The organism is Providencia sp. PROV048, from assembly GCF_033688165.1.
Lineage (GTDB): Bacteria > Pseudomonadota > Gammaproteobacteria > Enterobacterales > Enterobacteriaceae > Providencia > Providencia hangzhouensis.
This window is the reverse complement of the sequence record NZ_CP096360.1, coordinates 3,164,094-3,183,308: the sequence shown is the minus strand read 5'-3', so window position 1 is coordinate 3,183,308 and position 19,215 is coordinate 3,164,094. Positions and strand designations below refer to the sequence as shown.

The window sequence follows — 19,215 nt, the reverse complement described above, 5'->3', positions numbered from 1 at the left end:
ACCGAGGTGGGGTCAACATCGTTACTTTTGACGTCTATTCATAGCAAAACCAAGAATACCAAACATAATGGCGATTCCCCACATTGGATGATTACTCCAACGTGCGTAAGGGGTTAGCCCTGTTGTCGGTGTGACTTCAGTGGCTAGAGTCGCTGTTTTAAATTGTGGTAGCATATCTTGTATTGAACCATCCGCACGGATCACCGCAGTTATTCCGTTATTAGTGGAACGTAATAATGGGCGTCCCAATTCTAACGAACGCATACGTGCCATTTGGAAATGCTGCCATGGGCCGATAGATTGGCCAAACCACGCATCATTTGAAACAGTAAGTAAGTAGTCGCTATCAGGTTTAAAATTATCTCTGACCTGTGTACCTAAGATAATTTCATAACAAATAGCGGCAGTGAGGTGAATATTCCCTACAGCGAGTTGGGCTTGTTGGTAATCACCACGGCTGAATCCAGACATCGGTAAGTTAAAAAACGGTGCAATAGGGCGCAGGATATCTTCTAATGGAACAAACTCCCCAAATGGCACTAAATGATGTTTGTTATAACGGTTTTTTGATGGGTAGAGATACGGGTTTTTATCCCCTAATACAATAATCGTATTAAAGAACTCATATTCCCCATCCATTGGCCTTGCATCAACGATCCCTGTGATTAATTGAGTGTTCGAAGCCGCTAACAGCCGGTCGAGGGATTTTAGCCATGCTTGGTTATCCAGTTCAACAGAAGGTACGGCAGATTCAGGCCAGATAATTAGCGATGCTTTACCAATATAAGGACGAGATAACTCCATATAGGTATCTTTGGTTTTTTGTAAAAAACTGGCTTCCCATTTCATTGATTGGGGAATGTTGCCTTGAACCAGTGCTACTTCCATTTTCTGGCTTTCAAGTGGGGTAAACCACTGAATATTTTTGGCAACTAATGGAGCAAACAGTAAAACTACCGCTGTGGCTAATGCAATAAAGCTACGACGTAGGATAGCGAGCACTAACAAACCACTAATGCTAAATAATAGCAATGTGATCATTTCGACGCCGAATATTGGAGCGAGCGATTTCATGGGGCCATCAATTTGGCTGTAGCCAAATTGCAGCCATGGGAAACCAGTGAGAACCCAACCACGTAAAAATTCAGTGACTTGCCACAGGGCAGGAGCAAGAAATACTAAACGCCAAATATTGGCATGTGGGGCAAATTTAGCCATCAATGCCCCAAAAAGCCCTGTATAAAGGGAAAGGTATGCTGCCAAAAGAATGACAATAAAGACGTTAACAGGCCCTGGCATCCCCCCAAAATCCGCGATACTGACGTAAACCCAGTTAACGCCACTACCGAATAAGCCAAATCCCCAAGCGAAACCGATAGCAAAAGATTGCTTGGCGGTGCGCTGCAAGGTCAGTAATTGGAGAAAAAGGATAGAAAGTAGTGCGGCAGGCCAGATGTCAAAAGGCGAAAAAGCCAGCGTTCCACTGGCTCCGAAAATTAAAGCCAGCAGTAACCGCAACCGCTGACTTTGATAAATAGACGTTGAGTTCATTAAGTCTGTTCTTCTTCCAAAGTTGGAACTGGCGCGTCGTCTGGAATTTTCACGTGAAGCAGAAGGATCCGGCGACTATCTGCCATCGCAACTTTAAATTGGTAGTTGTCAATTGTGATGGTTTCACCACGAGAAGGTAGATGACCGAAGGCTTGCATAACGAGGCCACCGACCGTATCAACCTCTTCGTCACTAAAATGAGTCCCAAAGGCTTCATTGAAATCTTCAATCTGCGTAAGGGCGCGCACAGAATAAGAATGGCGGCTAAGTTGACGAATATCAACATCGTCTTGGTCGTCGTATTCGTCTTCAATTTCGCCCACGATGAGCTCTAAAATATCTTCAATGGTCACTAGACCAGAAACACCACCAAACTCATCGATAACGATAGCCATATGGTAGCGTTGAGAGCGGAATTCTTTGAGTAGTCTGTCTACTCGCTTACTTTCAGGGACAACAACCGCTTGGCGTAATACCTTATCGATACTAAAAGGCTCAGCGTCAGTACGCATAAATGGCAGTAAATCTTTTGCCATTAATAACCCTTCGATATGGTCTTTATCTTCACTAATAACAGGGAAGCGTGAGTGAGCAGAGTCAATAATGACATCAAGGCACTCATCAAGCGTTTGGTTACGTTTTAAGGTAACAATTTGGGAACGCGGGATCATAATGTCGCGCACACGCTGATCCGCAATATCCATTACCCCTTCAAGCATTTCGCGGGTGTCAGGATCGATCAAATCGTTCTGTTCAGAGTCGCGGATTAATTCGACCAAATCATCACGATTTTTAGGTTCACCATGGAATAGGTGATTTAACAGTGCAAAGAACCCTTTCTTAGGACCAGGGTTATCGCTACTCGAAGAGTTATCGTCGCTCATGGCGGTTAATTTTTTTTTCCTCAAAAAATACTCGTCATACTTCGAACCGCAGCGTTGTTGGCTGCACTCGGCTACTCGAATCACATACTTATGTATGCTCATCGAGATATCCTCGCTGGCCGCCTACCTGCAATTCGAATTATTTAGAGTATTCACTCGTCGTATCTCGAACCGCAGCGTTGTTGGCTGCATTCGGCTACTCGAATCACATACTTATGTATGCTCATCGAGATATCCTCGCTGGCCGCCTACCTGCAATTCGAATTATTTAGAGTATTCACTCGTCGTATCTCGAACCGCAGCGTTGTTGGCTGCATTCGGCTACTCGAATCACATACTTATGTATGCTCATCGAGATATCCTCGCTGGCCGCCTACCTGCAATTCGAATTATTTAGAGTATTCACTCGTCGTATCTCGAACCGCAGCGTTGTTGGCTGTACTCGGCTACTCGAATCACATACTTATGTATGCTCATCGAGATATCCTCGCTGGCCGCCTACCTGCAATTCGAATTATTTAGAGTATTCACTCGTCGTATCTCGAACCGCAGCGTTGTTGGCTGCATTCGGCTACTCGAATCACATACTTATGTATGCTCATCGAGATATCCTCGCTGGCCGCCTACCTGCAATTCGAATTATTTAGAGTATTCACTCGTCGTATCTCGAACCGCAGCGTTGTTGGCTGCATTCGGCTACTCGAATCACATACTTATGTATGCTCATCGAGATACCCTCGCTGGCCGCACTTGGTACCAAAAGTAGCCCAAGTCAAAGTATTTGGAGCTTAGGTTAGTTAATAAAAACAGTTTACTACATTCTTTTTTAGCACAAAATTGACGGTTTATCTGCAAAATAACCGTCAATTTTTTGTAAAGTAATGCTTTCTTTGAGAAAGATATCTCAAAAAATTATAGTTAAGTCACTCTTTTTCTGCAAGATATGGGTCTTCATAGCCCAACTCAGCCAGAATTTCAGTTTCTAAACCTTCCATTTCTTCCGCTTCATCATCTTCAATATGATCATAGCCTAAAAGATGAAGGCAACCATGAACGACCATATGAGCCCAGTGCTCTTCTGCTGTTTTTTGTTGGTCAATAGCTTCTTGCTCAACGACTTGGCGGCAAATAATTAAATCACCAAGCAAAGGCAGCTCAATTTCTGGCGGAGCCTCAAAGGGGAATGACAACACGTTAGTCGGTTTGTCTTTGCCGCGATAGGTTAAATTTAAGTGATGGCTTTCGGGTTCATCAACTACCCGAATAGTGACTTCACTTAGTGCTTGAAATTTAGGCAAAACAGCAGCTAACCAACGCTGAAACTCGGCTTCCGAAGGCAAGCCATCAGGGTTTTCACACGCAATTTGTAAATCGAGAATAATGTCACTCATTTATAGATTTTCCTGCTTTTCAAATTGCTTTTGTTGTTCTTTTTCTTCACGTAACTGCTGGCGACGTTTATTGTCTTGTTCTTCCCAAGCCTCATAAGCCATGACAACTTTTGCAACGACTGGATGGCGAACTACGTCTTCACTGTGGAAGAAATTGAAGCTTAAATCATCGACTTCGGAAAGCACTTCAATGGCATGACGTAACCCTGATTTACTCCCGCGAGGTAAGTCAACCTGAGTAATATCACCCGTCACAACCGCTTTAGAATTAAAGCCAATACGTGTTAAAAACATCTTCATCTGCTCGATGGTGGTGTTTTGGCTCTCATCTAAAATAATAAAAGCATCATTCAACGTACGGCCACGCATATAGGCCAGCGGCGCGACTTCGATAACATTACGCTCAATCAGTTTTTCAACTTTTTCAAAGCCTAACATTTCGAATAGCGCATCATAAAGTGGGCGCAGGTAAGGGTCGACTTTTTGGCTGAGGTCGCCCGGTAAAAAACCAAGTTTCTCACCTGCTTCAACCGCAGGACGGGTTAGCAAAATACGGCGGACCTCTTGGCGCTCTAACGCATCTACCGCCGCGGCTACCGCTAAATAGGTTTTCCCAGTTCCTGCAGGGCCAATGCCAAATGTAATATCATGGTCTAAAATATTGGCGATATATTGCGCTTGATTTGGAGTGCGTGGTTTGATCACACCACGTTTAGTCTTAATATTCACCGCTTTACCGTAGTCAGGAACGCTATCGGCAGATTGCTCTAAAACACGGCTATCCAGAATGGCTAAGTGAATATTTTCAGGGTCGATATCAGGGATAACACCGCGCACAGGCGCGGTATCGACATACAGTTGACGTAAAATTTTGCTCGCCGCTTGAACATTCAGCGGCTTACCCGATAACTTAAAACGGTTATCGCGGCGATTAATTTCGATAGCAAGGCGGCGTTCTAGCTGCTTGATATTATCGTCAAATGGCCCGCAGAGGCTCATTAAACGCTGGTTATCTGCGGGTTCTAGAAAGATTTCTTGTGTTGCGATTTGCAAATTTTTTGTCTCGGTCACTGAATATCCTATGGTTGTGGCTTAGGGTTGAAAGCTGCCAACACCTAGCTCATCTTCTTTACGAGTACGTGCAATAACAGACTCTGGTGATTCATGAACGCGAAGACCCATTTGATCTTCTGTACGAATGACTTTACCGCGCAATGAGTTGGTATAAACATCCACAATTTCGACATCCACAAATTTACCGATCATATCCGGTGTGCCTTCAAAGTTCACAACACGGTTATTTTCAGTACGTCCAGACAGCTCCATGACGTTTTTACGCGATGTTCCTTCAACTAAGATACGTTGAACGGTTCCCACCATTTGGCGGCTGAAGCTTAATGCTTGCTGATTAATACGCTGTTGCAGTAAGTATAGACGCTGTTTTTTCTCATCTTCGGTTACATCATCAGGTAAATCCGCAGCTGGGGTGCCTGGACGCGCGGAATAGACAAAGCTGTAGCTCATATCAAAGTTCACGTCTGCAATCAGTTTCATGGTTTTTTCGAAGTCTTCGGTTGTTTCACCGGGGAAGCCCACGATAAAGTCTGAACTGATTAGAATACCAGGGCGTGCTTCACGCAGTTTGCGAATAATGGCTTTATATTCAAGTGCGGTATGAGCGCGTTTCATCATTGTTAGAACGCGGTCTGAGCCACTTTGCACGGGTAGATGCAAGAAACTGACTAATTCAGGGGTATCGCGGTAAACTTCGATGATATCGTCAGTAAATTCAATTGGGTGGCTAGTGGTAAAGCGGACACGGTCGATGCCATCAATAGCCGCGACTAAACGCAGTAATTCTGCAAATGAGCAAATTTCACCATCAAAGGTTTCACCGCGGTAGGCATTCACGTTTTGGCCAAGCAAATTAACTTCACGTACACCTTGTGCCGCTAACTGCGCGATTTCAAACAAGATATCATCACAAGGGCGGCTAACCTCTTCACCACGGGTATAAGGCACTACGCAGAAAGTGCAATACTTGTTACAGCCTTCCATAATGGAAACGAATGCGGTCGGGCCTTCAGCGCGAGGTTCTGGTAAGCGGTCAAATTTTTCAATTTCAGGGAAACTGATATCGATAACAGGGCTACGCGTACCTTGAACTTGATTAATCATTTCAGGCAAACGGTGCAAAGTTTGCGGGCCGAAAACGATGTCAACACTTGGTGCACGTTGGCGAATAAAATCCCCTTCTTGTGAAGCGACACAGCCGCCTACACCAATAATAATGTCAGGGTTTTTGTCTTTAAAAAACTTCCAACGACCAAGTTGATGGAAGACTTTTTCTTGTGCTTTTTCACGAATGGAACAGGTATTAAGCAGTAATAAGTCTGCTTCTTCTGCAACTTCAGTGAGTTGATAACCATGGGTATTTTCTAATAAAGAAACCATTTTGGATGAGTCATACTCATTCATTTGGCAACCCCAAGTTTTAATATATAGCTTTTTATTCGTCGACATGTCGTATATCCGGTGTTTTCGAAGCGGCTAGTGTAATGGACTCCGAAACGCGTTGTAAATCCAAAGTCCTACCCTTTATATTTTTGGGAACTCGCATGCATTTTGATTAAGGACATCATTGTATGATGGGATAAATGCAAAGATATTTAAAATGATATCACTACACGAAATCTAAGGGCAGGCAATTTGCCTATTGTTTTAAAATTAGCACGTATTGTATTCATTTGCGGCATCAGTGACCAGAGGATGTTGCAAAATTGTGGTTGTTTTTTGTGCAAATCAAAGTGTTTTCAGCAAAATATACTATTTGTAAGGTTATTAAGGTGGAGGAATGAATGGCCTCTGAGACTTCAATGCCTATATTTCCTGTGAGAACTCTCATTTTTCGGTACAATACCTTTATCCACGTGGTCACTGTTATCAAACAATAACCTTTATTAAACAGTAAATAGTAGCGAACGTATGAATAAATTAATCGAATCTTATGATGTTGTCGTCGTTGGCGCGGGTATGACTGGCGCGGCAGCAGCATTGGGCTTTGCTCAAGAAGGCATGCGAGTTGCTTTGCTTGAAAAAGCACAACCTGTGGCCTTTGACCCACAAAGTGCCCCTGATGTTCGTATTTCTGCGATTAGCCGCGCTTCTGTTGAATTGTTGGAGCAATTAGGGGCTTGGCAACATGTTAAGGCAATGCGAAGTGCCCCATATCGCCAGTTAGAAACATGGGAAGAACCAGATAGCAATGTGATTTTTGATGCTAAAAGCCTTGGGCTACCTGAACTTGGGTTTATGGTAGAAAACAGAGTACTACAGCTTGCGTTATGGCAAGAATGTGAAAAATACAGCAATCTAGACCTTGTTTGCCCGGCGAAACTCATCAATTTATACCAACCTAAGCAGCAAAAAGAATGGATGTTAGCATTAGATGATGGCCATACTTTACAAGCTAAGCTTGTGGTCGGAGCCGATGGCGCTAATTCGCAAGTCCGTAAAATGGCAGGAATTGGTAGCCGCGGCTGGCAGTATCGCCAGTCATGTATGTTGATTAGCATTCAAACACAGCAACCTCAGCAAGATAAAACATGGCAGCAGTTTTTCCCATCAGGGCCAAGGGCATTTTTACCTCTGTATGATAATTGGGCCTCATTAGTCTGGTATGACAGTCCCGCAAAGATTAGACGTTTACAAGGTATGTCAATGGAACAATTGACGGGAGCAATATCCGAAGCCTTTCCTGAACGTTTAGGGCCTGTTACTGCAATTGCGTCAGGGGCATTTCCACTGACTCGTCATCATGCAAGCCGCTATGTGATGGATGGGTTAGCATTGATTGGCGATGCAGCCCATACTATCAACCCATTAGCGGGGCAGGGTGTGAATTTAGGCTACCGAGATGTTGATGCTCTTTTGAAAGAAGTAATTTACGCGCGTGAATATATACAACCTTGGAGTTCCCTTGATGTATTGAAACGTTACCAACGACGTCGTTTGCCTGATAATTTAATTATGCAAGCTGGGATGGATGTTTTTTACATGGCATTTAGTGAAAAGTTACCGGGATTGAAAATAGTTAGGAATCTTGGGTTGATGGCGGCACAGCGCGCCGGAGAAGCAAAAAAACTGGCTCTGAAGTATGCGTTAGGGTTATAGATCTTATCTTAGATATATAAATAGGCCGCAAAATTAGAGGCCTATTTATAATTAAATGAAGAAGTTAGCGCTATTTATTATTAGCTAAATCAATTGGCTGAATGTGACTTATATCTGTATTGATGCTGTCGTCTTCAGTAATCACTGAATCTAAAGTTTCATTTTTTGCTGAAAATGCATGAGCCAGTTTTTCTGTGTCGAGTTCTTTTTCCCAACGTGCAACAACGATACACGCACATGCGTTACCGACTAAGTTAGTTAAAGCACGGCACTCAGACATAAATCGGTCGATACCTAAAATAAGCGCCATGCCTGCAACAGGAACGCTTGGTACCACCATCAAAGTGGCTGCTAAGGTAATAAAACCTGCACCCGTTACACCAGCTGCCCCCTTCGAGCTTATCATGGCAACTAGCAGCAATGAAATTTGTTCCCAGATAGTCAGCTCAATATTGGTGGCTTGGGCAATAAATAATGCGGCCATCGTCATGTAGATGTTGGTACCATCAAGGTTGAATGAATAACCAGTAGGGATCACTAAGCCTACAACAGATTTTTCACACCCCGCATGCTCCATTTTTCGCATTAAACTTGGTAATGCGGCCTCAGAAGAAGAAGTCCCTAATACTAACCAGAGTTCATCTTTGATGTACTTAATCAGTTCAATGATTGAGAAACCGTTATATTTGGCTACCGCTCCCAACACCAGTAAGACAAATAGCAGTGATGTTATATAGAAAGTCATAATCAGCATCATTAAATTGCCGATAGAGGATATTCCATATTTACCAATGGTAAATGCCATTGCACCGAATGCCCCGATAGGGGCGAGTTTCATTAGCATCGCCACCATTTTGAACACAGGTTCAGAAAAGTTTTGCAGTAACTTAACGATAGGCTCGCCGTGTTTACCCGTTGCAGCTAGCGCTAACCCAAAAATAACTGCAATAAACAGAACTTGCAGAATATTTCCATTAACTAATGGGCTGATGACGGTATCAGGGATGATATTCATCAAAAAGCTGACAATCGAGGATTCGTGTGCTTTTTCAACGTAGGTGGCAACTTTGCTGCTATCCAAAGTCGCTGGATCAATATTAAGCCCCGAGCCTGGACGAATGATATTCGCGATGATAAGACCAATGATGAGAGCAATTGTCGAGAAAGTGATAAAGTAGAGCATTGCTTTACCTGCGACACTTCCCACGGCCTTCATGTTTGACATCCCTGATATACCGGTGACAACAGTTAAGAAGATAACTGGTGCGATAATCATTTTAACGATTTTGATGAATGCATCACCAAGCGGTTTTAGTGACTCACCAATGTCTGGAAAAAAGTGACCAAGTGCTATACCCAGAACGATGGCTACTATCACTTGAACATATAATATTTTATATATTGGTTGCTTTATCATGTTTCGCATAAATTTTCTCTGTAAAAATGTTGCGTTTGGCAATTTATAATTATTAGGTTTAAAACTTTTATTAGAGTTTCTGAGAACTAATTTAGTTGGAATGGAAGAAGGGACTGAGTTTATTAGTACCAGAGGTTGATAATAATTTAACTGGTAATAATCATACCTAACTACAATTCGAGCGCAGATTACCACTTTCGATGGTTATATAGAAATGATTGAAGTCACACATTTGATAGAAAAGTTATGCAAACGTAAATTTTATGAGGTAAATGTTGCTTTAACACCACTTTAAACGATTAAGCTGTTGGTTAATCGGTAATATTAGGATTAAATAAATAAGCAAATGACCAAAAAGTAATCATTTAAACTAAAAATAGGGATGTAAATATAGAAAACAGTAGAGAGGGATACTTTACTGCTTAAAAAATGGAGTTATCTGCTAATTTGTTACTTTTTATTTAATTTATCAATAAAATCGATAAGTAAAATTAAGACTGCCTAAGCATAGTAAGATAGAACAGGGAGTTAATTTAAGCGATGTTGAAAAGAGAATGGCTGGGGTACCAGGATTCGAACCTGGGAATGCCAGGATCAAAACCTGGTGCCTTACCGCTTGGCGATACCCCAACAAAAGAAATGGTAGCTACGACGGGATTCGAACCTGTGACCCCAACATTATGAGTGTTGTGCTCTAACCAACTGAGCTACATAGCCATATATGATTTCTTTAGAATGAATTGTGCAACTATAGGTAGGATAGTAGATGGCTGGGGTACCAGGATTCGAACCTGGGAATGCCAGGATCAAAACCTGGTGCCTTACCGCTTGGCGATACCCCATCCGGGAATTCTACTATTGATTGTTTTAAGATGGCTGGGGTACCAGGATTCGAACCTGGGAATGCCAGGATCAAAACCTGGTGCCTTACCGCTTGGCGATACCCCAATCTTAAATTCAATGCTACCGAGAAGGAAAATGGTGCGGGAGACAAGACTTGAACTTGCACACCTTGCGGCGCCAGAACCTAAATCTGGTGCGTCTACCAATTTCGCCACTCCCGCAAAATAATGGTGGCTATGACGGGATTCGAACCTGTGACCCCAACATTATGAGTGTTGTGCTCTAACCAGCTGAGCTACATAGCCATCTTTTTTGCATTACCTTCGTCGGCGTTGCGGGGCGCATTATGCTAATTACAGACACGACAGTCAACAGCTTTTTGCACTATTTTTCAGAAAATGTGTCTGTTTGTTTGATGAATAATCATTTTGTCGATAAAGCCAGCAAAAAACAAGCCCATATTTGAAAAAAATTACTTTTGTCTTACCTGCTAGATAAATGTAATTTGGTGATGACGCGAAATAAAACATCGAAAGAGTCTAAGAATTTGTAAGAGGAGGATAGCTGAAAGAGTGTGAAGTGTTTTAAAAATGACTCATGAAACGAAGCATTCAGTTTATAGCTAATAAAAAAGCAGGTATCTCAACCTGCTTTAAAGAAAATAACGCCAAAAATTAGCTTTCAAACAATTTTTGTAATAATTCACCATTAAGCATCGCACGTTTAGTGAGTGCGAAAGCGCCTATTGCCGAATTATGAACCAACTGCGATGTGACGATGGGAAGATTTTCCCTAAATCCTTTTAAGGCTTGTGTGTCAATACAGCTTTGAATCGCGGGTATCAGAATTTGTTCTGCTTCCGTGATATCCCCTGCAATAACGACTTTTTCAGGGTTAAATAAGTTTATAGAGATAGCAATCGCTTTACCGATTTGCCGACCAACGTGCTGGATAACTTCCGTAGCAAGTGGGTCTCCCTTATTAGCAGCTTGGCAAATATGGGAAATCGTACAAGTTTCCAATGTAAGGGAACTTGAATAGCCTTGTTCTAAACGCTGTTTTACGCGGGCTTCAATCGCTTGGTTTGAGGCAATGGTTTCTAAACAACCAAAATTACCACAGTGGCAAAGTTCGCCAAGGGGGTCAACTTGGATATGGCCGATTTCCCCTAGGTTACCTCGATGGTTGAGCAATATCTCTTTATTGATGACTAAGCCTGCCCCTGCGCCTCTGTGGATGCGAACGAGCAGTGAGTCTTCGCAATCACGAGTTGCACCAAAATAGCTCTCAGCGAGGGCTAGGCTGCGAATATCGTGCCCTGCATAACAGGTAATTTTAAAGTGTGCTTGCAAGTTGTCGATGAGATGCCAATTATCGACCTTGATATGCGGCATGTAGTAGACAATACCACTGTTTGGGTTAACTAACCCAGGGAGAATAATAGAAATCGCGATCAACTCTTTTAAGCGTTTCTGATTGTGTTCGATAAAGTCTTCAAGGGCGGCAATCAGTTTTTGTTCAACCGCTTGCTGAGAGGGCTCTGTGATAGGGTAATGAGCATCGACAATCATTTTGCCACCTAAGTCGTATAAGGCGATGGTGGCATCATAGCGGCCTAAGCGGACGCCAATCGTATGAAAATTTTTGTGCTCAGAAACAATAGATATAGCACGACGGCCCCCAGTGGAGGCCTGTTGGTCAACTTCTTTAATTAAACCACGTTCGAGTAACTGGCGAGTGATTTTAGTCACACTGGCTGGGGCAAGTTGGCTTTGCTCCGCGATTTGAATTCTTGATATCGGGCCATGTTGGTCAATTAAACTATAGACGACAGCGCTATTTAGTTGTTTGACGAGATCAATATTACCAATTTGCTTCAGCGAGTGGCTTTGATTCATTAGCTAGTTACTCATTTTTTGTAGACTTCTGCTCCGTTAACATAGGTTGCAAGGACGTCGAAGTCGTGGTTAAACGCGGTTAAATTCGCAATTTTACCCGGAGCAATAGACCCTATGGTCTCATCAACTCCGATGGCTCTTGCGGGGTAGAGCGTTGCCATTCTCAGTGTTTCATCTAATGGGATACCCACGTACTCTACACTGTTTCTCACTGCTTCTATCATTGTGAGTGATGAGCCGCTGAGTGTGCCATTTTCATCTACACATAATCCATCGCGGTAGTATATGGTTTTACCTGCGAAGATAAAATGATCCATTTCACCAGTTTGAGGATCTATTCCTGCGGGCGCTGTGGCATCAGTCACTAAAATTAATTTATCACCTTTTAAGTGTTTGCTATTACGAATGTTTGCCCACTGGACATGCAAGCCATCAGCGATAATTCCCGCATATACTTCAGGAGTGTCATAAATAGCGCCAACTAAACCTGGGCCACGGCCTGAAATATATGGCATGGCGTTAAAAAGGTGCGTTGAAAAGCGAATTCCGGCTTTAAAACCCAGTTTGGCTTCTTCATACGTCGCATTTGAATGTCCAGCAGAAATAACAATGCCGGAATCTTTCAATTGGTGAATGTAATCAAGTTCTACCATTTCAGGCGCTAAAGTAATTTTAGTGATAGCGTCTGCATGAGCGGCTAAATAATCAATCATCTGCGCGGATGGTTGGCGGATAAATTCAGGGTTATGCGTACCTTTTTTGATAACATTAATATATGGGCCTTCTAAATGAAGTCCTAGAGCTTGGTTCTTGTGGTCTTTTAAGTACTCTGTCATGACCTCAATACCATGTTTCATTAATTCGTCAGAGCAAGTAATCAGCGTTGGCAGGTAACTGGTGCACCCTGTACGCTCATTGGCTTTTTGCATGATATCCAAATTCTTCAATGTGACATTTTCTTTATTATCATTGAATTGGACACCACCACAGCCGTTGACTTGCAGGTCAATAAGCCCAGCGGATAAGATTGCACCTTGTAGGTCATGCAGTGGAATATGGGAAGGTAATTCAGAGACAGGACAAACATCTTTGATGATTTCACCATCAATGACGACCGCATGGTTATCCAGTCTTTCATGACCTGTATAAATAATGCAATTTGTTAATGCATACATGGCTTAAAACTCCTGACCTCTGGAAGGTGGGTCACCGATCAGCCTTCGCTGACCGGGTGATTGATAAACATAATCTTAGTTAAACTTTTCAATAATTTCAGATTCTAGCTGTTTGAAATATTTAAGTGTTTTAACTTTTAATTCGAGTGTTGCTGGTTCATCACAAACGACCAGTGCTTTTGGGTGCATTTGCACGCAACTCACTGTCCACATATGGTTAATTGAACCTTCAACTGCTGCATGAACTGCGTTCGCTTTATTCGCACCCGTAGCGAGTACCATTAACTCTTCAGCATCCATTAACGTGGCTACACCCACAGTTAAAGCGAATTTTGGTACTTGATTGATATCATTATCAAAGAAACGTGAGTTAGCTTGGCGCGTTTCTGGTGTTAATGTCTTAATGCGGGTACGAGAGTTCAATGAAGAACCGGGTTCATTAAAAGCAATGTGACCGTCGTTACCTACGCCGCCCATAAATAAATTAATTTTGCCGTAAGATTTAATTTTATCTTCATAACGTTGGCATTCCGCATCAACATCAGGGGCATTACCATTCAGTAAATTGATATTTTGCGCTTGAATGTCGATGTGGTTAAAGAAATTATCATGCATAAATGTGTGATAGCTTTGAGGATGATTAGCGGGAATACCAATATACTCATCCATATTAAATGTTACCACATGCTTAAAACTGACTTTTCCTGCGTTATATAAAGCAATCAATGCCTTATAAGTGGCAAGAGGAGTGCCGCCTGTTGGTAACCCAAGAACGAAAGGGCGATCAGCAGTTGGGTTGAATGCGTTAATTTTGTCAGCAATATACTGTGCGGACCAAATGCCGACATCATGCGCATTGTTAAGTGGAATTAGCCTCATGTCTCAATTACCTCTAATAAGTCTGTGAAATCTTTCATGTATATATGTATCCCTGATGTTATTCATTAGATATAGGAATACTCGTTATACTACAAATTTATTACGCGCTGGTGTTGGTACACAGTGCCGTTTTAACGGCTACACCTGCATTTTAAACGCGCTGAGAATATACAGGTTAATAACATAAATAAGTTATTTTTAATCATAAAATAAGTTTTCGATAATAGCTAGTAATTTAGTCATATCGGTAACTCTTTCGTTGACATTTATCACAAATCGAACCTATTTATTTTGCATCGCGAAACAATTAATTTAGACTATGAAATTGATACTCTCAATAACCTAAATTATGATTTAGGTGTGTGAACAATAAGATCCCGTAAATGGGGCAAAAATAGGGCGATAAAGGGGGAGTTTGTGAATATTCTTAGCTACTTACAGCGGATTGGTAGGGCACTTATGGTGCCAGTTGCTGTACTACCAGCCGCAGCAATCCTGATGGGGATTGGCTATTGGATTGACCCAGATGGTTGGGGAGCCAATAGTGCAATCGCGGCGTTACTGATTAAATCGGGTGCGGCTATTATTGATAATATGTCCGTGCTATTTGCTATTGGTGTTGCTTATGGGATGTCAAAAGATAAGGACGGTGCGGCTGCACTGACCGGTTTTGTCGGCTTTTTAGTGGTGACAACACTGTGTTCGCCTGCATCTTATTCCATGATCATGAATGTTCCGCTGGAAAGCGTTCCTGCGGCATTCGGTAAAATTAATAACCAGTTCGTGGGTATCTTAGTTGGGGTTCTATCAGCTGAATTGTACAACCGTTATAGTGGCGTAGAGCTACCCAAAGCGTTGTCTTTCTTTAGTGGCCGTCGTCTCGTACCGATTTTGACCTCGTTCTTAATGATCATCTTAGCCTTCATACTGATGTATGTCTGGCCGGTGGTTTACAACGGTTTAGTCTCTTTCGGTGAAAGCATTAAAGACTTAGGTTCTGTGGGTGCGGGTATTTACGCCTTCTTCAACCGTTTATTAATTCCTGTAGGTCTGCATCACGCACTCAATTCGGTGTTCTGGTTTGACGTTGCAGGAATCAATGATATTCCAAACTTCTTAGGCGGTGCTAAGTCTATTGAAGCAGGTCTGGCGACAGTGGGTATCACTGGTCGTTACCAAGCTGGTTTCTTCCCAATCATGATGTTTGGTTTGCCAGGTGCGGCATTAGCAATTTACCACTGCGCTCGCCCGGAAAATAAAGCCAAAGTGGCTGGTATTATGATTGCCGGTGCGTTTGCGGCATTCTTCACCGGTATCACTGAACCACTTGAATTCTCATTCATGTTCGTGGCTCCGATTCTGTATGTGATCCACGCATTGTTAACAGGTATTTCGGTTTATATCGCAGCAACAATGGAATGGATTTCAGGGTTCGGTTTCAGCGCAGGTTTAGTCGATATGTTATTGCAATCACGTAACCCATTAGCCGTTCAGTGGTATATGTTGATTGTTCAAGGCTTAGTCTTCTTCTGCATTTACTATGTCATTTTCCGTTTTATGATCCGTAAATTCAACCTGTTAACACCAGGCCGTGAAGAGAGCGCAGGTGATGAAACGATTGATGGTTATGACGAAAGCATTAGCCCTGCCGATAACAGTGACAGCGATATTCAAAAAGAAGCTCGCCAATATGTTGCAGCGGTTGGTGGTAGTGAAAATATCGTCAGTATTGATGCCTGTATTACACGTTTACGTTTAGGCGTTAAAGATTCCGCGGTTGTTAACGATGCGATGACTAAACGTTTAGGCGCTTCAGGTGTTATCCGCTTAAGCAAACAAAATGTGCAAGTGATTGTCGGTACACGTGCTGAATTGGTCGCAAAAGCAATGACTGAAGTAATTGCAAAAGGCCCTATTGCCGGTTCTGCACCAGTTGCAGTAGCAGAAGAGAAAAAAGCCGCAGAGCCTACAAAAGCAAAGGGCAATGTGATTTTATCTCTGGTTGCGCCAGTCAGCGGCCAAGTGTTCTCCCTTGACGATGTGCCAGATGAAGCGTTTTCTAGCCGCATTGTGGGCGATGGTATTGCCATCAAACCAACAAGCAGCGAAGTGTTAGCGCCGGCATCAGGTACGGTGGTGAAAATTTTTGAAACTAACCACGCATTCTGCCTTGAAACAGAAAACGGTGTCGAACTCATTGTTCATATGGGTATTGATACTGTTGCACTGAAAGGCGAAGGTTGTGCACGTTTAGTGGAAGAAGGAGCTGAAGTAACCGCTGGCACACCAATACTGAACCTAGACCTTGCGTTCTTTGAAGCCAATGCTAAATCAATGATTAGCCCAGTTATCATCAGTAATATCGATGACTTTGCTGGCGTCGAGATTTTAGTTGACGGTGAAGTAAAAGCAGGCGAAACGGTTATTTATAATGTTCTGAAATAGTTCAGTTTAATATTATAAGTTAGTAAGAGGGTGGCTTAGGCCACCCTTTTTTATGGTGGTTAAATAAGAAAAAGATAATCATTCAAGGTATAACAAATAATGATAATCAGTATCAATTGAGTCTAGTGTATAAAGAAAATATAATTAATTGTTAGCTTTGTGGGGAGGTGTTTTTTCTAAAATACGCGAATAATTAAAATTAAAGCGCCTAAAATAATTATAAAAAAAGTATCTATAAGGAGAAAGAAATGGGATTAAAAATTCATTTGGTTTGGTTTGATAAACAAACAGAGGAATATGTTGGGGAAGAGTATTCTCTAGATCTAGGCGATGATGATAGCATTATAGAGGAAACCATTAATCCCGAGGAAAATATTATTAATAATGGTTGTTTTGATATGGTTTCTGACTGGGTTTCTAATCTTCAAAATCATATAAAACATAACATTGAATTTAGTAAATATGATTATCAAGTTTCATTCGATTATCGAGATGAATGGTAATTATCTATATTTATAAATTATTAGTAAATAATTTAATTTACTTGTTTTATACAAATTAATATTTATCTAAAACAAAAACATAAGAAATATGTAATATTACTGAATTAGTGAAATACTTATAACTTCACTCTCGGCTTATGATTTAGGAGAAATTTCGTGAGGTTGATTTCATGGTTTATCGTTATAGGAGCGTTCATTATCGGGACTCCAACTTGGGGGGGAAATATAAATCCTCCTTTAATTCCAACTGTGAGGGATCGTCTATATACCATTGAATATAATGAAACAGAACTTCGTTATGATCCAGACCTACCTAAGCGAGTTCCTTATCCCAAAAACCAACAACAAGTGGTTGAGTTATATCATCGGGCATTAAAAAACAATAATGAAGATGATAATTATGCCTTATTTTCTTTTTTCAGAATTGGTTGCACCGATTTTAAGCATTTACATAATGTGAAAGCTGCAAAAGAAGAGTGTGCACTGGCAAATTTCTTTTTGAAGAGAGTATTAGAAATTAATTCTAATAATGGGTTAGCTCTGTTATTTACAGGGGTAAACCATCAGCATGGTAATGAAGGCTCGAAAAAAAATATGTTAGAAGCAATTTCATATTATGAACGAGCTTACCACCTTCATGGTAATAAGGTAATTGTAGCAGGAAAAAATCTTTCGACGATTTATTTACATGGACTCGGCGGGATCCCTCAGGACTTTAATAAAGCTAAATACTATTTAGAAATGGCCGCAAGAGATAACCCAAAGGGGCAAGATGCATATTACCTCAAGAATTTTGATACATATGTTGATTTACTCAAAATATCAAATGAAGGTGATAAATGTAAGCAACAAAACCCTAATAACCGTATCTGGGTAAAAGAATGTAATGATAAAGTAGAAAAGAAAATAGAAGCGTACTTAAAAAAACATAGAGGAAATCAGAAAGAGAAAGATGCGATTGGTTAATTTACCAAAATTTTATTTTATGACTAGTATGAAAGGTAGTTATGAATAATACGTTAAAAATAGAGTGTAAAAAACACTCTATTTTTCGTATTAAAAAATTGCATTTATTAATAACATTGGCGAAATCTCAAACAAGGTTGTCAAATCTGCATAAGCAAGGGGCTTTTTTCATCGATAAGATATTTTCTCAATGACTGATGAGGAATTTTCTGTGGAACTGCTTCTGTGCTTATTTGGCTTTATTTCGGGGATCACCACCGCACTATTTGGTTTTGGTGGCGGCTTTATCACCGTTCCACTGTTATATGCGCTAATTACCTTAGTATGGGGGCCACAAAGCGATGCAGGAACTGTGGCGATGCAAATCGCGGTGGCAACATCCACTTGCGTGATGATTTTTTCATCAACATTATCAAGTCGCGCTCATTATTTAAAAGGAAATCTCAGCTGGCCAATTATAAAGCCATTTATTATCCCTATTTCAGTGGGGGGGATATTTGGGGCGATTGTGGCGTTATCGGTAGATAATGCATTAATTCGTTGGATATTTATTGGCTATCTCATCATCACTATTTTAGATTGTTTTATTCGTCCCGGTTTTATGAAGACAGAATCTACGGGGATACAACTCTCTCGTGGTGGTATTTTTGCAGATACTCCGATTGGTGTGGTGATTGGCGCGGTAGCGGCATTTTTAGGTGTTGGTGGCAGTGTGATGACTGTTCCATTAATGCGGCGCCGTGGTGCCAGTATGATCCAAGCCGCTGCCTTTGCGAATCCATTGACATTACCAATGGCGATCACGGGTACATTAACCTATTTTTATTTCGCTATTGATAAACACATTGACCTCGGATCGGGCTTTCTGGGGATGATCTATATCAAAGGGGCATTAATTTTAATTGTGACATCGTGGCTAGGGATACGTTTTGCTTCTTTATTAATGCCTTACCTTAGCGATAAACGTCATGCCCAAAGTTATCCACTACTGTTACTCGTGGTTTTAGCTGTTATGTTACTGGTTTAAAATCGCGTATTTCGGTAGGCAAAAATGAGGTTTTTGTCCTAAATTCCTTCTGATCATCGCTTT

Annotated in this window: 14 protein-coding genes and 6 tRNA genes; 5 read left to right on the top strand and 15 right to left on the bottom strand. The window is 41.5% G+C overall.

The window, feature by feature from the left end:
- Positions 1-21 precede the first annotated feature (21 nt).
- From lnt to miaB, 5 genes are all read right to left on the bottom strand, one after another.
- The gene (lnt, locus tag M1F26_RS14065; RefSeq protein ID WP_140172805.1) at positions 22-1,551 is read right to left on the bottom strand and encodes an apolipoprotein N-acyltransferase; all 1,530 of its coding nucleotides are present in this window, start codon (positions 1,549-1,551) and stop codon (positions 22-24) included.
- Positions 1,551-2,435, bottom strand: a complete 885-nt coding sequence (gene corC / locus M1F26_RS14060; RefSeq protein ID WP_036958175.1) for a CNNM family magnesium/cobalt transport protein CorC — start codon at positions 2,433-2,435, stop codon at positions 1,551-1,553. Before corC ends, lnt begins: the two co-directional genes overlap by 1 nt.
- A gap of 923 nt (positions 2,436-3,358) precedes the next feature.
- Entirely contained in the window at positions 3,359-3,826 is a 468-nt protein-coding gene (gene ybeY / locus M1F26_RS14055) for an rRNA maturation RNase YbeY (protein ID WP_140172804.1), read from the bottom strand.
- The gene (locus tag M1F26_RS14050) at positions 3,827-4,879 is read right to left on the bottom strand and encodes a PhoH family protein (RefSeq protein WP_004908988.1); all 1,053 of its coding nucleotides are present in this window, start codon (positions 4,877-4,879) and stop codon (positions 3,827-3,829) included.
- A gap of 39 nt (positions 4,880-4,918) precedes the next feature.
- Complete coding sequence (miaB, locus tag M1F26_RS14045; RefSeq protein WP_096864953.1) at positions 4,919-6,349, bottom strand: tRNA (N6-isopentenyl adenosine(37)-C2)-methylthiotransferase MiaB; 1,431 nt, start codon at positions 6,347-6,349, stop codon at positions 4,919-4,921.
- Positions 6,350-6,811: 462 nt separating this feature from the next.
- Between miaB and ubiF the strand changes: the two genes are divergently transcribed.
- Positions 6,812-7,999: a 3-demethoxyubiquinol 3-hydroxylase gene (gene ubiF, locus M1F26_RS14040; protein WP_140172803.1), complete on the top strand. Its 1,188-nt coding sequence runs from the start codon at positions 6,812-6,814 to the stop codon at positions 7,997-7,999.
- Positions 8,000-8,069: 70 nt separating this feature from the next.
- On the opposite strand, the gene M1F26_RS14035 is transcribed toward ubiF, so the two are convergent.
- The 10 genes from M1F26_RS14035 to nagB all read right to left on the bottom strand — a co-directional run bounded on the left by M1F26_RS14035 (position 8,070) and on the right by nagB (position 14,211).
- Positions 8,070-9,413, bottom strand: a complete 1,344-nt coding sequence (locus M1F26_RS14035; RefSeq protein ID WP_227528990.1) for a dicarboxylate/amino acid:cation symporter — start codon at positions 9,411-9,413, stop codon at positions 8,070-8,072.
- A 558-nt stretch (positions 9,414-9,971) separates the two neighbouring features.
- Positions 9,972-10,046: transfer RNA gene (locus tag M1F26_RS14030), tRNA-Gln, on the bottom strand.
- 10 nt (positions 10,047-10,056) lie between these two features.
- A tRNA-Met gene (locus tag M1F26_RS14025) sits at positions 10,057-10,133 on the bottom strand.
- Between the two features lie 50 nt (positions 10,134-10,183).
- Positions 10,184-10,258, bottom strand: a tRNA-Gln gene (locus M1F26_RS14020).
- Between the two features lie 31 nt (positions 10,259-10,289).
- Positions 10,290-10,364 (bottom strand) — tRNA-Gln (locus tag M1F26_RS14015).
- Positions 10,365-10,395: 31 nt separating this feature from the next.
- Positions 10,396-10,480, bottom strand: a tRNA-Leu gene (locus M1F26_RS14010).
- A 7-nt stretch (positions 10,481-10,487) separates the two neighbouring features.
- A tRNA-Met gene (locus tag M1F26_RS14005) sits at positions 10,488-10,564 on the bottom strand.
- A 369-nt stretch (positions 10,565-10,933) separates the two neighbouring features.
- Positions 10,934-12,157: a DNA-binding transcriptional regulator NagC gene (gene nagC / locus M1F26_RS14000; RefSeq protein WP_140172802.1), complete on the bottom strand. Its 1,224-nt coding sequence runs from the start codon at positions 12,155-12,157 to the stop codon at positions 10,934-10,936.
- Between the two features lie 11 nt (positions 12,158-12,168).
- Positions 12,169-13,332, bottom strand: coding sequence for an N-acetylglucosamine-6-phosphate deacetylase (nagA, locus tag M1F26_RS13995; RefSeq protein ID WP_140172801.1), 1,164 nt, complete (start codon positions 13,330-13,332; stop codon positions 12,169-12,171).
- Between the two features lie 75 nt (positions 13,333-13,407).
- Positions 13,408-14,211 (bottom strand): glucosamine-6-phosphate deaminase, encoded by an 804-nt coding sequence (nagB, locus tag M1F26_RS13990; RefSeq protein ID WP_004256954.1) that lies wholly within the window; start codon positions 14,209-14,211, stop codon positions 13,408-13,410.
- A gap of 459 nt (positions 14,212-14,670) precedes the next feature.
- Between nagB and nagE the strand changes: the two genes are divergently transcribed.
- The 4 genes from nagE (at position 14,671) to M1F26_RS13970 (ending at position 19,152) form a co-directional block, all read left to right on the top strand.
- Entirely contained in the window at positions 14,671-16,656 is a 1,986-nt protein-coding gene (gene nagE, locus M1F26_RS13985; RefSeq protein WP_318839323.1) for an N-acetylglucosamine-specific PTS transporter subunit IIBC, read from the top strand.
- 248 nt (positions 16,657-16,904) lie between these two features.
- Complete coding sequence (locus M1F26_RS13980; protein ID WP_094961815.1) at positions 16,905-17,159, top strand: colicin E3-like toxin immunity protein; 255 nt, start codon at positions 16,905-16,907, stop codon at positions 17,157-17,159.
- Positions 17,160-17,315: 156 nt separating this feature from the next.
- Entirely contained in the window at positions 17,316-18,125 is an 810-nt protein-coding gene (locus M1F26_RS13975; protein WP_237451598.1) for a sel1 repeat family protein, read from the top strand.
- Positions 18,126-18,336: 211 nt separating this feature from the next.
- Positions 18,337-19,152, top strand: coding sequence for a sulfite exporter TauE/SafE family protein (locus tag M1F26_RS13970; protein WP_110732271.1), 816 nt, complete (start codon positions 18,337-18,339; stop codon positions 19,150-19,152).
- Positions 19,153-19,215 lie beyond the last annotated feature (63 nt).

Bases quoted from the DNA above. Each gene is read 5' to 3' on its own strand.
- lnt (WP_140172805.1), bottom strand. From the start codon at position 1,551: ATGAACTCAACGTCTATTTATCAAAGTCAGCGGTTGCGGTTACTGCTG.
- corC (WP_036958175.1), bottom strand. From the start codon at position 2,435: ATGAGCGACGATAACTCTTCGAGTAGCGATAACCCTGGTCCTAAGAAA.
- ybeY (WP_140172804.1), bottom strand. From the start codon at position 3,826: ATGAGTGACATTATTCTCGATTTACAAATTGCGTGTGAAAACCCTGAT.
- miaB (WP_096864953.1), bottom strand. From the start codon at position 6,349: ATGTCGACGAATAAAAAGCTATATATTAAAACTTGGGGTTGCCAAATG.
- ubiF (WP_140172803.1), top strand. From the start codon at position 6,812: ATGAATAAATTAATCGAATCTTATGATGTTGTCGTCGTTGGCGCGGGT.
- nagC (WP_140172802.1), bottom strand. From the start codon at position 12,157: ATGAATCAAAGCCACTCGCTGAAGCAAATTGGTAATATTGATCTCGTC.
- nagA (WP_140172801.1), bottom strand. From the start codon at position 13,332: ATGTATGCATTAACAAATTGCATTATTTATACAGGTCATGAAAGACTG.
- nagB (WP_004256954.1), bottom strand. From the start codon at position 14,211: ATGAGGCTAATTCCACTTAACAATGCGCATGATGTCGGCATTTGGTCC.
- nagE (WP_318839323.1), top strand. From the start codon at position 14,671: ATGGTGCCAGTTGCTGTACTACCAGCCGCAGCAATCCTGATGGGGATT.
- M1F26_RS13980 (WP_094961815.1), top strand. From the start codon at position 16,905: ATGGGATTAAAAATTCATTTGGTTTGGTTTGATAAACAAACAGAGGAA.